Source organism: Mesorhizobium sp. B3-1-9, assembly GCF_006439595.1.
Lineage (GTDB): Bacteria > Pseudomonadota > Alphaproteobacteria > Rhizobiales > Rhizobiaceae > Mesorhizobium.
This window is the reverse complement of the sequence record NZ_VFTJ01000008.1, coordinates 151,315-164,684: the sequence shown is the minus strand read 5'-3', so window position 1 is coordinate 164,684 and position 13,370 is coordinate 151,315. Positions and strand designations below refer to the sequence as shown.

Genomic DNA, 13,370 nt, shown 5'->3' with positions numbered 1-13,370 from the left:
ATCAGAGCAACTGCAACAAAGGGAGTGAAGACAATGGTAGCAACGTCGAGTTCAGTAGGTTCGGGAGCCGCGGGAGCCGCGATCTTCGCCGATTCGGACAGCCGCAAATATCGGTACTTCGAGCCGAGAGGCCAGCGCGCCACACACTATGAGGATGTCACGGTCGACGTGCAGCCCGACCCCGAGCGCTACCTGATCCAGGACTGGATCATCTCGTTCTCGAACGGCAAGGGCGCCTACATCAAGGACAACACTGCCGCCAGAAGCTCGAACTGGCATGCTTTCCGGGCTCCCGACCAGGAGTGGGAACGCACGCATTACCAGCGCCAGTCGAAGATCGAGACGATGGTGCAGAGCGTCATCACCAATGCCCGCCGCGCCGGCGCGCCGAAGACCTTCGACAAGGTCTGGGCCAAGCTGCTGCAGGCGCATCTCGGAGCTTGGAAGCATGCCGAGTTCGGCCTCGGCACGTCGCTCATGCAGGCGCAGCGCTACGGCTACACGCAGATGATCAACAATGCGACGCTGACCAACTCCTCCTACAAGCTGCGGCTCGCCCAGGACATCACGCTCTATCTCGCCGAGATCGGCATGGACATCGCCGGCTGGGACGACGAGCTCGGCAAGAAGCATTGGCTCGAGGACGGCGTGTGGCAGAGCACCCGCGAGGCGGTCGAGACCATCATGGGCACGACCGACTATCTGGAACAGTACTTCGCCATCAATATCGTGTTCGAGCCGCTGGTCGGCGAGTTGTTCCGCTCCGGTTTCCTGATGCAGGCGGCGGCGGCCAACCACGACTTCATCACGCCGCCGGTGATTTCGGCGGCTGAAGCCGACTACGAGCGCAACCTCGCCAACACCATCGACCTGGCCTACCTGCTCGCCCACGACGAGAAGCATGGCGCGGCAAACAGGAAGCTCTTCCAGGGCTGGGTGAACAAGCATGGCGCGCTTGCCGACAAGGCAGCCGCCGGCCTCCAGCCGATCTGGTCGATGCCGCATTCCAAGCCGGTTTCCTTCACCGACGTTCGCGCCCAATCCGAGGAACGGATCGGCCGGATCCTCGGCGAACTCGGCCTCAAGCGCTGAACAGGGGAGAAAAGATCATGTCAGTAGCAGCACGCGACGCCTCGCAGTCCAACATCTTCAAGTCGATGAAGGACATCACCTTTGAACAGACGATTTCGCACCAGTGCGGCGTCACCATGAACGACTCGGTCGAGGCACGCGCCATCGCCGAATTCATGGGCAAGAAGCCCGGGGTCATCGTCACCTACCAGCCGGCCATGATCCGCATCGACGGCGACGGCAAGCTGATCTTCAAGATGGACGAGATCAGCGAATATCTCGGCCGCGACATGACCGCCGAGATCTTCGAGGTCAACACCTCCACCCACTACGGCCGCATGGTGCGCGTCGACGACAACACCGTGATCCTGTTCGGGAACATGGACGAGGTCTTCGAATACATCTGACCAAGTCCAAGGACCCGGCGCGCCGCTCGGACGCGGCGCGCCGGCCCCCGTCAACACGACGCCCTATCAACATGACGACTGCGGAGGCAAGAAATGTACAGGACACCGGAAGGCAAGGACATCTTCGTGGTCGACGGCCACACCCATTTCTGGGATGGCAGCCCGGAAAACCAGAAGAACATCCACGGCAAGCAGTTCATTGACTGCTTTTATGCCTATCACACGGGCTTGAGCCCGAAGGAACAGCTCTGGGAGAAGGGCAAGTTCGAGAAATACAGCGCCGACGATCTCTACCGCGACCTGTTCATCGACGGCCCGGACGACGTGGCGATCGTCCAGTCGACCTATCTGAAGGATTTCTACAAGAACGGCTTCAACACGATCGAGCGCAATGCCGAGGTCGCCAAGCGCTATCCCGAGCGCTTCATCGTCAACGGCGCCTTCGATCCGCGCGACGGCGAGAAGGCGCTGGAATATATCCACTTCCTCAAGGAGACCTACGACGTCAAGGGCGTGAAGATGTACACGGCCGAATGGAATGGCGCCTCCAAGGGCTGGAAGCTCACCGACCCCGATGCCTACAAATGCTTCGAGCTGTGCGAAAAGCTCGGCATCAAAAACATCCACGTCCACAAAGGCCCCACGATCATCCCGCTCAGCAAGGACGCGTTCGACGTGCATGACGTCGACCATGCGGCGACGGATTTCCAGGGCCTCAACTGGATCATCGAGCATTGCGGGTTGCCGCGCCTCGACGATTTCTGCTGGATCGCGACGCAGGAAACCAATGTCTATGGCGGCCTGGCGGTGGCGCTTCCCTTCATCCATTCGCGCCCGCGCTATTTCGGCGAGGTCATCGGCGAATTGCTGTTCTGGATAGGGCCGGAGAAGATCCTGTTCGGCTCCGACTACGCGATCTGGACGCCCCGCTGGCTTGTCGAGAAATTCTGGGTCTACCAGATCCCGCAGGACATCGCCGCGGAACGCGGTGTGCAACTGACCGACGAGATCAAGGAGAAGATCCTCGGCCTGAACGCCGCGCGTCTCTACGACCTCGACATCGAAGCCAAGAAGAAGGCGCTCGCAAGCTCGCCCTTCAGCATCGCGGCGGAGTAGAAGCCATGGCAACCGCCAGTGTTTCCGACAGCCGCGAGAAGGAACTCTGGCGGCGCCTTGGCGAGGTCAACGACCCGGAACTCGACGAACCCATTACCGAGATGGGCTTTGTCGAGCGGGCCGAGATGAAGGGTGACGGCAGCGTGGAGGTCGATTTCCGCCTGCCGACCTACTGGTGCTCACCCAACTTCGCCTTCCTCATGCTCGACGGCGTGCGCAAGGCGCTCGACCACCTCTCCTGGTCGCCCGCCTATCGTGTCCGGCTGCACGACCACATGTTCGCCGAAGAGGTCAATCGCGGCATCGAGGAAGGCAAGACGTTCGGCGATATATTTGCTGGACTCGCCGGCGATGAGGATATAGGCGCGCTGCGCGAGACCTTCAGCATGAAGGCTTTCAAGCGGCGTCAGGAAGCTGTGCTGCTCGCCCTGAGAAAGCAAGGGCTGACGGATCGCGAGATCCTCGGCATGGACCTTGCCGCGTATGATGTTGCCCGGCTCGGGTCCGGCGACGCGGCAAGGCAGAAGGCGCGATACCGGACAGCGCTTGTCGAGCGCTTTCCGGCGCGAAGGCAGGGCGACCCCGTCTTCCTCACCTGGGAGGGGCGCCAAATCTCGGCCGAGGCCCTCGATGCCCATCTCGCCGAACTGCGCGCCGTGCGCATCAACATGGAGTTCAACGGCGCGCTTTGCCGTGGGCTCAAGCAGGCAAGATACAAGGAGCTGGACGTGATCGACGGCGAGCCGACACTGGTCGACTTCATCATGGATCGCGTGCCGGAGCGAAGCGCGCCGGCCACCTAATGCATGTCGCCCAAAAGTGCGTAGCGGTTTTGGGAGAACGACATGCATCAAACAAAGACTTAGAGCGCGTCGCCTGAATCCGTTTCTGCGCGACGCGCTCTAAGCAGAACCGAAGCAACGGTCTCCCACGCACGAGGCCCCCAACCAACAACCCGCCCGTAAGGCGGAAGGAGGAGTCATGCCCAAAATTATGCTTCACAATTCCGAGGCCCGCCGCGCGCTGGCCCGTGGTGTCTTTCGGCTCGCCGCGGCCGTCGAGCCTACGCTCGGTCCCAAAGGCATGAATGCCATGATCGACCGGCCGATCGGCACGCCGATGGTGACGCGCGACGGCGTCAGCATCGCCTCCGAGATCGAACTGCACGACCGTTTCGAGAACATGGGCGCGCAGGTTGTCCGCGAAGTGTCGATGCAGACCAACGAGGTCGCCGGCGACGGCACCACGACCGCCATCGTGCTCGCCAATGCGCTGATCCAGGGCGGCATCGAGGCGAATGAGCGCGGCGCAAAATCAGTCGACCTGTGCAAAGGCATCGAGCTCGCCGTAACGGCGGTTGTGGATGCCCTCAAGGCATCGGCCAAGCCCGCCAAGGGCAACGGCATTCTCGCCTCCGTCGCCAATATCGCCGCGACCGACGCCAAGCTCGGCGCGTTGGTGGCGGAAGCGCATCAGCGCGTCGGCGCCGAAGGCGTCATCACCACCGACTTCAGCGTCACCACCGAGACCACGCTCGACGTGGTCGAAGGCATGTCCTTCGACCGCGGCTACCTCTCGCATCACATGGTCACGGACCAGGAGAAGATGGAGGCCGTGCTCGAGCGGCCCTTGATCCTGATGACCGATCTCAAGATCAAGGAGCCGCAATCACTCGAGGCCGCGCGCCGCATCGCCGACGAGGCCGGCCGGCCGCTCTTGATCGTGTCCGAGGAAGTGTCGCCGGAAGTCGTCGTCACGCTGCTCGGCAAGCAGGGGCCAGGCAAATACCTCATCGTGCATCCGCCGGAATACGGCCATTGGCGCAAGGCGATGATGGAGGACCTGGCGATCATCACCGGCGGCAGGGTGATAGCCCGCGATCTCGGCGGCCGCTTGGAGGATATCACGGTCGACGATCTCGGAACCGCTGACCGCGTGAAGACGAGTTCGTCATACACTTCGATCATCCGCGGTGGCGGCAACCATGATGCGATCGCCTCGCGGCGTGCGCAGGTGCAGCGGCAATATGAGGCCGCCCCGCCGAACATCGAGCAGGACAAGCTGCGCGAGCGCCTGGCCAAGCTTTCCGGCGGCACCGCGATCCTCTATGCCGGCGGCGTCACGCCGGTCGAGCAGAAGCGGACGATTCAGCTGATCGAGGATTCGCTGAATGCGGTGCGCGCGGCTTCCGAGGAGGGCGTGGTCGCCGGCGGCGGTTCGGCGCTCGCCCAGATCGCGCCGCTGCTCGACAAGGTGGCGACCGGTGTCGATGGCGACATCGCCGAAGGCGTATGCCTGGTCCGCTCTGTGCTGACGCGGCCGCTGTGGCGCATCGCCGCCAATGCCGGCGCCGATCCCGAGGCCGTGGTGACCGAGGTGACGCGCATCAATGGCGGCTACGGCTACAACGCGTCCGCCGGCAGCTACCAGAACATGTTCGAAGCCGGGATCATCGATCCCGTCCGCGTCACCTATACGGCACTCGCCAACGCGGCGTCCGTGGCGACGCTCATCCTGACCACCGAGACATTGATCGGCGATCTCGCCGAGGACGAGGATCCGACGGCCGGGCCGGCGCTCGGCGGCGGCGCGGAAAAGCTTGGCCGCGCCTGAAACAATTCCCGGAACCGAGAGGACACGACGATGAAAGCTGCTAGACTCTACGAATACGATCCGAAAATGAACGTGAAGCTCAAGATCGAGGATGTCGCCGCGCCGACGATTACCGCACCGGATGAGGTGATCGTGCGCGTCGGCGCCGCCGGGCTGTGCCGCACCGACCTCCATATCATCGAAGGGGTGTGGAAGCCGACGATGGACCCCGACGGCAGCCTGCTGCCCTACATCATGGGGCACGAGAATGCCGGCTGGGTCGAGGAGGTCGGCAGCGGCGTCAGGTCGGTCAAGCGCGGCGATGCCGTGATCTGCCATCCGTTCCGCTCTTGCGGCATCTGCCTCAACTGCCGGCACGGCGAGGATATGTACTGTGACAATGGCCAGTTCCCCGGCCTCGGCATGAATGGCGGCTTCGCCGAGTATTTCATCACCAGCGAGCGCTCGCTGATCAAGCTCAACGCCAACGTCACGCCGATCGAGGTGGCGCCGCTGGCCGATGCCGGCATCACCGCCTACCGGGCCGCCAAGCGAGCGACGAAGCTCCTGCGCCCGGGGAGCTACTGCGTCCTGCTCGGCATCGGCGGGCTGGGCCACATCGCGTTGCAGTCGCTGCACGCGATTTCAGGCTGCCGGATCATCGCCGTCGATCGCGAACCGGCGGCGCGCGTGCTGGCCAAGGATCTCGGCGCCGACTTCGTGCTCGATGGCGGGCCGAACGTCGTCGAGGAGGTCAAGGCGATCACCGGCGGCGGCGCCCATGTGGTTATCGACTTCGTCGGTGAACTCGGCGTCGAGAACATCTGCTGGAAGATGGTCCGCAAGGGCGGCCAGTTGTTCGTCGTAGGTTACGGCGGCGCCGTCAATGTGCCGACCGCGCATCTGGTCATCGAGGAGATCAACATCGGCGGCAGCCTGGTCGGCAACTTCACCGAGCTTGTCGAGCTGATGGAGCTTAACGCCGACGGCAAGGTGAAGATGCACTACACCGAGTACAACCTCGCCAGCATCAACACCGCGCTCGACGACTTCAAGAACCGGCGGTTCACCGGCCGCGGCGTCATCGTTCCCTGAGAAAGTCCTGGACCGGATGCCATGTGGAGAAGCGCCGGCGCGGCGGCGCTGTCGCAACTGTGGCTCTATATCGTTGCCCCTTGCCTTGGTGCTGCCGCAGCCGGACTGGCGCTACGCGTCGGCGTGGTCGGTTCCGGCGAACAGGCGCCGCAGCCTGCCTGATCGGCCGCCGATCCATCATTCTCCGTCGACTGAAATCGTCAATCCCATGGCGCGAATGCCATGGGGTTTTTTTGCGGCCGCTCAGACGAACCCGCGTCGGATGCCGTACTGCTCGAGCTTGCGGTAGAGTGTCGGCCGGGAAATGCCGAGCCTAAGGGCGACTTTGCTCAAGTTCCCGCCCTCTGCGGCAAGCGCGTTCCTGATCGCCTGCCGCTCGGCATCCTCGAATGTGCAAACGGGTGCCTCGAGCATGGCCGCGGGAGTATCGCTGTGCATGGTTGTGCCGCTGCCGTGGCCCGTCGTGATTTCCCGGGGGAGATCCCGGACGTCGATGCTGCTGTCGCGCGCCAGAATATGCAGGCGCTCCATCATGTTTTTCAGTTCACGTACGTTGCCCGGCCAGCGGTAGGCAAGCAGCGCGTCGAGCGCTTGGGTTGAAAATTGCAACGGATTGTTGCCTGCCTTGGCAGCAATCTGGCGGTTGAAATGCTCGACCAGCAACAGCACGTCATCGCCACGTTCGCGCAGGGCAGGGACACGGATCGAAACAGCCCCAATGCGGTAGTAGAGATCGCTGCGGAAGCGCCCGGCCGCGACTTCCTGCTTGAGATCGCGGTTGGTCGAGGCGACCAGGCGGACGTCCACCGGCCGCCCCCTGCTGTCGCCGATGCGATGAACCACACGCTCTTCCAGCACGCGCAGCAAGAACGGCTGGATCTCGAGCGGCAACTCACCAATCTCGTCGAGGCTGAGCACGCCACCATTGGCTTGTTCGAAAACGCCTGCCTTGCCGTCACGTGAGGCACCGGTAAAGGCGCCGGCCACGTGGCCGAACAACTCGCTGCCAAACAACTCCCTGGTGATGGCGCCGCAATTCAACGCGACAAACGGATCGGTGTCGCTGCGCTGGCTGCCAGCATGGACAAGCCGGGCAAACAGCTCTTTGCCTACGCCGGTTTCGCCTTCTATCAGCAACGACGTCACACCGCTCGACCGGGCCACGCGGGAAGCGACGTCGACGGCGGCCAGCAGCTTCTCGCTTTCTCCGACGATCATCGACGTCGCAGCCTGCAGCCGCTTGTCCGCCTCGCGGTTGATCGCCGCCACGCCCGAAACGATTGGCGCTGCCGGGAACACCAGGGCCGCCCCACTTAGGTTTCCGTCCAGCTTCAGCGGTGTGATGTGGCAAGATCTCAGATGCGCCGGGAGTGCCTTGGCGAGATCGGCGTCGGAACCGGACGCCGGCAGGTTCATGAGCCAGCGACCGCGGCCCGGCTCCATCGGGCCGTCCGTCATCTCGGCTGTATCGCCATTGGGCACGTTGTTGCAGAAGATCGCTCGGCCACGGTGGTCGACGATCACCAGCCCGTCTTTTCCGCGGTAACCGGGTGCGGAGGAAATGAAGGCTTCGAGCAGGCGGGTGCGCTGCTGCTGCTGCTGCTCGGCCAGCGCCTTTTCAATCTGCCTGGCAGTGGCGGCGACAAGCGCGGTGTTGTGGGGACGGAAGATCGGCGAATAGCCCGACAGGTCGACGACGCCGACGATCTTCCCGTCCAACGGGTCGCGGATCGGTGCGCCGGCGCAGGTCCAGCCTTTGATACCAGCGCAGAAATGCTCGGCCGCGTGGACGAAGATCGGTTCGCCGGTCCACAGCGCGGTGCCTATGCCGTTGGTTCCGACGGCGCCCTCGTTCCATTTGCCGCCGATGGCGAGATGGATGTCCATGCCGTCATGCAGGGTCTTCTTGTCGCCGATGGCTTCGATCAGCACGCCGTCGCTGTCGGCGAGCACGAGCATCGCTCCCGTCCCTTCCAGCAGTGGGCCGAGAGAGGCGAACGGCCGCCGCGCCGCCGAAAGCAACTCGGCGTTGGCGCGGGTCAGATACTCGATCTCGTCGCGATTGCTGTTGAGCGGCGCTTCGACGCCCTGCGCATTTATCCCGCCAGTAGCGCTGCGGAACCAGGAATCGTGGATCAACGAGCGGACCTGGACCGGATCACGCGCGCATTTCGGAGGATCGGACAGGAAATTTTCCCAGGCGCGCATGGTGGCGCGCTCGTCATAGTCGATGGTGTCCAATACCAGCTGTCCGGCGGCCGTCGGCGCACGCGCCGGAAGCGCTCCGGTCTTCATCTGGTTGATATCGATCCCGCGTTTCATTCAGCCATCACAGAACCTTTGGGGCACGGTATTTCTGTATGCTGTTGTGCTGCAGTCTCGCGAGTTAGGACGCCTGATAATCGGTTCGCAAGATGCGTTAGGCGATGCCGAGTTTCAATCCAATGTCGGCGGCAAGCTGTTCTTCGGTGTAGGAGGCCGCGAGCCGCGACCCGTCCAGGCCGGCAAGCGCTTGTGCGATGATTTCGTCGACCGGCGAGAAGTATCCGTTCTGCTTCGTCGCCAGGACGAAGGCCTGCTCGCCATTCCGGTTGCGGACATCGCCGATATGGTGAAGCTGGCGGCTTGTATTCCGGTCCACTGCGATCACCCTGCCATTGAGGGTGACGCGGATGGATGGTTCTGCCTCGGCGGCGACCGGTGAACCACCGCCGACATGGATGATCAGGCCTTCGGCTTCCGGTTTCTGGCGCGGCTTCCTGGATGCTGAATAGCCGCCGCTGCTGATCTGGTCGGCAAGGCGCACAATCGTCGAGCGGTTCTGTTCGATCAGCCGCCTGACCTGAACGTCCTCGCGCCGGAGGCCATCCCGCTTGGAGATGATTTCGACCATGAATCCTCCCAGATTCACTCGCCTTCTTCGTGCCTGGGTCGCATCTTTTTTCTGACCCCATACGACTTCGGTAAGGCTCGCCATTCGTTTATTGGCTAACACAGAAAATCGTGCAGCAGGTAGCAGGCGGCTGCTACAGGTCGCTCCGGACAGTCGACCATTCCGCCATCGATCCTTGCGAACCTTTCCGGCCGTGAGCCCGGTACGAACAGCGGCACGACAGGCGTCATCAACTCACCATTGGGCCGTGGCCTTGACCGTCACATGTCCATCGGATGCCCGCACCTCCATTTCCATCTCGCCCTTTCCACGAGCCGTTCCGCTCAGGAGCAAGGTCTGCGGGCCGATCGCGGGACGCATGCCGCGAAAGGAGAAGCGGCGTGGCGCTTGCCCGGCAATGACCGCGGCGAAGTTCATCAGCAATGTCGCCTGAAGCGGCCCGTGGATGACAAGTCCGGGGTAATGCTCGACATTTGTGGCGTAGGGCGCGTCGTAGTGGATGCGATGCCCGTTGAATGTCAGCGCGGAGTACCGAAAAAGCAGAACCGGATCGACGTCGACGATCCGTTCATGCGATGCGGGCGACCTTGGATCCGGCAGCGTCAGGGGCGCAATGCCAGCTTCCGCAGGGCGATAGACAATGATCTGGTCTTCCTCGACGACAGGGCCGGCGGCATTGGAGATATCGTGACGGACAGTGACGAAGGTAAGCCGGCCGGTGCGCCCTTGTTTTTCCTCGACGACGCCTAGCGTCGAGTGGCGACGGATCGTGTCGCCGCTGCGGATCGGCGCCAGAAAACGGATGTCGCTGCCCGCCCACATGCGGCGCGGAAGCGGCAACGGCGGCAGGAACCCGCCCTTGGCGGCATGTCCGTCCGGGCCCAGTTCACTTGCGTCGGCAATGTCGGGCGTCAGGCACCAGTGCAGGCCGGGCGGGGCCTCGTCGCGGCGCGCCGCGTGAGGGCCAAGCATTGCCTCGAAGCTGGCGACAAGGCGAGGGGTCACGATGTCGTCGACCTCGCGGGTGCGCCCGACCCATTTCTGCAGCGTCGCGCTCGCATCGAGGCTCATTTGACGCTCTCCTCACACCGTGAATTCGGACCGGATCCGATCGGAGTCGGCGCCAAGGGCGGGAACTACAGGGGTTTTGCCGAGGCCTATGGGGCGGCCTGCGGGCATCGGCACGGCGATCCGTTTGCCGTCCGGCAACTCGACCTCCATCCGGCGCAAGGCCCTGTGGCGCGAAAGATCGCGCATCTCGCTGACCCGGCCCCAGGCGATCTGGGCCTCGTCAAGGCGTCGAATGGCTTCCTCGCAGTCGATCGCTGCGAAAAGCGGTTCGATCTCGGCATCCAGCGCGGTGCGATTGGCCACCCGCCAGGCATTGGTGGCGAAGCGTTCGTCGGCAAACAAATCCTGCCTCCGCAGCACCACCTCGCAGAAGCGCTTCCATTCGCTGTTCTGCTGGATAGAGACCACCACGGCGCCATCGCGGCAGGCATAGGGTCGGTAGGGATAGATCGAGGCATGCGCCAGCCCGTAGCGGCCGGTCTCGCGTCCGGCATATTCGTTATGCAGCAGCGGCACCGCCATCCAGTCGGCCATGCCATCAAACATGGCGATCTCGACGATGCGGCCGCGGCCAGTCTTGCCGCGCGCCAGCAGCGCCTCAAGTATCGCCGCGTGCGCGTTCATTCCTGTCGCGATGTCGGCGGCCGACACGCCGATCTTGCAAGGCGTCTCGGCGGTGCCGGTCACCGCGCAGATGCCGCTTTCCGCCTGCACCAGCATGTCGTAGGCGCGCATCGACGCGTAGGGTGTGTCCTGCCCGTAGCCGACGATGTTGACGGCGATCAGCCGGGGAAACTTCCGTGCAATCACATCGCAAGAGAGACCGAGCCTGTCGATCGCGCCCGGTGCGAGGTTCTGCACGAGGACATCCGCCCGGGCGACCATCCGGTGCAACAAAGCGAGGTCTTCCTCAGCCTTGAGGTCGAGCGCCACGCTCTGCTTGCCGCGGTTCAGCCAGACAAAATAGGCCGACATACCTTCGACGGTGGAATCGTAGTGGCGCGCGGTCTCGCCTTCGAGGCGTTCGATCTTCACGACGCGGGCACCGGCATCGGCGAGGCGGACCGTGCATAAGGGAGCGGCGACCGCCTGCTCGATCGAAACGACGAACAGGCCCTCGAGCGGGCGGGCGGCGTCAGACATTACGCTGCACTCCAGAGCGGGCGAGCACGCCGGGCTTGAGCCGCTCGTTCTTGCCGTAATCTTCAGCCGGGTGGAAGAACAGGCGCGGCGTTTCGTCGATGTCCTCGAGCCTTTTGCGATAGGCCTCCAGATAGGCCTTGCGGCCGTCGTCGCCGACGCGGCCAGGCATGTAGGCGACGAAAGGCGGCAGCACATCGAAGCCGGCATAGCGAAGCAGGCCGTTGTGGATCGGCCACAACACCGTGAGGATGTCGCCGTCGATACCGTCGGGCGCATAGGTGTCGGCCGAGGTGCCCGTAGTGGCGGCCACCATGGCGAGCTTCCCCTTGAACATGCCGGTGTCGTATTTGCGGCCCGGCAAATAGGCAAAGCCACGCGCGAAGACCCGGTCGGCCCACCCCTTCAGCATCGCTGGCATTCCGAACCACCAGACGGGAAACTGGAAGATCACGAAGTCCGCCCGTTTCAGCTTTTCGACCTCGGCATTGATGTCACCCGCCAGCCGACCCGTCTCATAGGCGGCGGTCTGCTCGCGCTGCAGGCTGAAGAAATCCGGATCGTTGCGTTCGCCGGTCATGTCGCCTGGCCCGGCGACCGGGCTGAAGTCCATCGCATAAAGGTCGCTGAGCACCACACTGTGGCCAGCCCGCGTCAGGGTCTCGAAGGCGAGGTCCTTCATGGCGCCGTTGAAGGACTTCGGTTCCGGATGTGCATAGACGAGGAGGACGTTCACAGCGACCACTCCTAATAGGAACGCGGCAGTCCGAGGACGTGCTCGGACAGGAACGACAGGATGAGGTTGGTGGAGATCGGCGCCACCTGATAGAGACGCGTCTCGCGGAACTTGCGCTCGACGTCGTATTCCTCGGCGAAGCCGAATCCGCCATGCGTCTGGATGCAGACATTGGCGGCCTCGTTGGAGGCATCCGCCGCCAGCATCTTGGCCATATTCGCCTCGGCGCCGGGGTTCTTGCCGGCCTCGTAAAGAGCCAGCGCCTCGCGCACCATAAGTTCTGCCGCGCGCATGTTGGCGTAGGCTCTGGCGATGGGAAACTGGATGCCCTGGTTCTGGCCGATCGCGCGGCCGAACACATGCCGTTCCTTGGCATAGGCGCTTGCCTTGTCGATGAACCATTTGGCATCGCCGACGCATTCGGAAGCGATCAGGATTCGCTCGGCATTCATGCCGGACAGGATGTAACGGAAGCCCTTGCCCTCTTCGCCGATCAGGTTTTCGGCCGGCACGCGCAAGTCGTCGAAGAAGATCTCGGTGGTGGCATGGTTCATCATCGTGCGGATCGGCCGGATGGTTAGGCCGTTGCCAAGCGCCTGGCCCATGTCGACGATCAAGACGGAAAGTCCGTCGGTCTTCCTCATGCCATCGGTCAGCGGCGCGGTGCGCGCCAGAAGCAGCATCAGATCGGAATATTCGGCGCGGCTGGTCCAGATCTTCTGGCCCTTGACCACGAAATGGTCGCCGTCGAGCCGGGCGGTGGTCTTCAGCGCGCCGGTGTCGGTGCCGCTGGTCGGTTCCGTGACGCCGAATGCCTGTAGGCGCAATTCCCCGGTGGCGATCTTCGGCAAATAGCGCTGCTTCTGTGCCGCCGAGCCGTGGCGAAGCAGCGTGCCCATCGTGTACATCTGCGCATGGCAGGCGCCGCCGTTGCAGCCGGCGCGCTGGATCTCCTCCAGCACGGCAGCGGCGGCCGAAAGCGGCAGGCCGGAGCCGCCATACTCCTCGGGGATCAGGATCGAGAGCCAGCCCGCTTCCGTCAGGGCTTCGACGAATTCGCGGGGGTAGGCCATATCCCTGTCGAGGGCGCGCCAATACTCGCCGGGAAAGCGCGCGCAGAGCTTTGCGACAGCTTCCCGAATGTCCTGATAGTGTTCCATGAATTGCCGGGCCTTTCGTCTCGCTCAGGCGTCCAGTATCACGCCGGCACATCTCGACAGCAACGCAAGGCAGGCATGATCAGCTATGC

Annotated in this window: 13 protein-coding genes; 7 read left to right on the top strand and 6 right to left on the bottom strand. The window is 63.5% G+C overall.

What is annotated here, in order from left to right:
• Window positions 1–33 precede the first annotated feature (33 nt).
• The 7 genes from FJW07_RS16890 (at window position 34) to FJW07_RS31760 (ending at window position 6,443) form a co-directional block, all read left to right on the top strand.
• A complete protein-coding gene (locus FJW07_RS16890) occupies window positions 34–1,092 on the top strand; it encodes an aromatic/alkene monooxygenase hydroxylase subunit beta (RefSeq protein WP_140652784.1) in 1,059 nt (352 codons plus the stop codon).
• Between the two features lie 17 nt (window positions 1,093–1,109).
• Window positions 1,110–1,478: an MmoB/DmpM family protein gene (locus tag FJW07_RS16885; RefSeq protein ID WP_140535648.1), complete on the top strand. Its 369-nt coding sequence runs from the start codon at window positions 1,110–1,112 to the stop codon at window positions 1,476–1,478.
• Window positions 1,479–1,571: 93 nt separating this feature from the next.
• Window positions 1,572–2,594: an amidohydrolase family protein gene (locus FJW07_RS16880; protein ID WP_140857681.1), complete on the top strand. Its 1,023-nt coding sequence runs from the start codon at window positions 1,572–1,574 to the stop codon at window positions 2,592–2,594.
• Between the two features lie 5 nt (window positions 2,595–2,599).
• On the top strand, window positions 2,600–3,397 hold the full coding sequence (locus FJW07_RS16875; RefSeq protein WP_140640418.1) for an iron-sulfur cluster assembly protein: 798 nt from the start codon (window positions 2,600–2,602) through the stop codon (window positions 3,395–3,397).
• 178 nt (window positions 3,398–3,575) lie between these two features.
• Window positions 3,576–5,207 carry a molecular chaperone GroEL gene (locus FJW07_RS16870; RefSeq protein WP_140857679.1) on the top strand — a complete coding sequence of 544 codons (1,632 nt, stop codon included), beginning with the start codon at window positions 3,576–3,578 and terminating at the stop codon, window positions 5,205–5,207.
• 30 nt (window positions 5,208–5,237) lie between these two features.
• Window positions 5,238–6,281: an NAD(P)-dependent alcohol dehydrogenase gene (locus tag FJW07_RS16865; RefSeq protein ID WP_140857677.1), complete on the top strand. Its 1,044-nt coding sequence runs from the start codon at window positions 5,238–5,240 to the stop codon at window positions 6,279–6,281.
• A gap of 21 nt (window positions 6,282–6,302) precedes the next feature.
• Window positions 6,303–6,443 carry a hypothetical protein gene (locus tag FJW07_RS31760; protein WP_181182659.1) on the top strand — a complete coding sequence of 47 codons (141 nt, stop codon included), beginning with the start codon at window positions 6,303–6,305 and terminating at the stop codon, window positions 6,441–6,443.
• A gap of 81 nt (window positions 6,444–6,524) precedes the next feature.
• Here FJW07_RS31760 and FJW07_RS16860 read toward each other — a convergent pair whose 3' ends face one another.
• The 6 genes from FJW07_RS16860 to FJW07_RS16835 all read right to left on the bottom strand — a co-directional run bounded on the left by FJW07_RS16860 (window position 6,525) and on the right by FJW07_RS16835 (window position 13,281).
• Window positions 6,525–8,603 (bottom strand): sigma-54-dependent Fis family transcriptional regulator, encoded by a 2,079-nt coding sequence (locus FJW07_RS16860; RefSeq protein WP_140857675.1) that lies wholly within the window; start codon window positions 8,601–8,603, stop codon window positions 6,525–6,527.
• Between the two features lie 97 nt (window positions 8,604–8,700).
• The gene (locus tag FJW07_RS16855; protein ID WP_246680781.1) at window positions 8,701–9,276 is read right to left on the bottom strand and encodes a hypothetical protein; all 576 of its coding nucleotides are present in this window, start codon (window positions 9,274–9,276) and stop codon (window positions 8,701–8,703) included.
• Between the two features lie 132 nt (window positions 9,277–9,408).
• On the bottom strand, window positions 9,409–10,245 hold the full coding sequence (locus FJW07_RS16850; protein ID WP_140857673.1) for a MaoC family dehydratase N-terminal domain-containing protein: 837 nt from the start codon (window positions 10,243–10,245) through the stop codon (window positions 9,409–9,411).
• 12 nt (window positions 10,246–10,257) lie between these two features.
• On the bottom strand, window positions 10,258–11,388 hold the full coding sequence (locus FJW07_RS16845) for a CaiB/BaiF CoA-transferase family protein (protein ID WP_140857671.1): 1,131 nt from the start codon (window positions 11,386–11,388) through the stop codon (window positions 10,258–10,260).
• Entirely contained in the window at window positions 11,381–12,121 is a 741-nt protein-coding gene (locus tag FJW07_RS16840; protein WP_140857669.1) for an NAD(P)H-dependent oxidoreductase, read from the bottom strand. Before FJW07_RS16840 ends, FJW07_RS16845 begins: the two co-directional genes overlap by 8 nt.
• Before the next feature lie 11 nt (window positions 12,122–12,132).
• On the bottom strand, window positions 12,133–13,281 hold the full coding sequence (locus FJW07_RS16835; RefSeq protein WP_140857667.1) for an acyl-CoA dehydrogenase family protein: 1,149 nt from the start codon (window positions 13,279–13,281) through the stop codon (window positions 12,133–12,135).
• Between the last annotated feature and the right edge of the window lie 89 nt (window positions 13,282–13,370).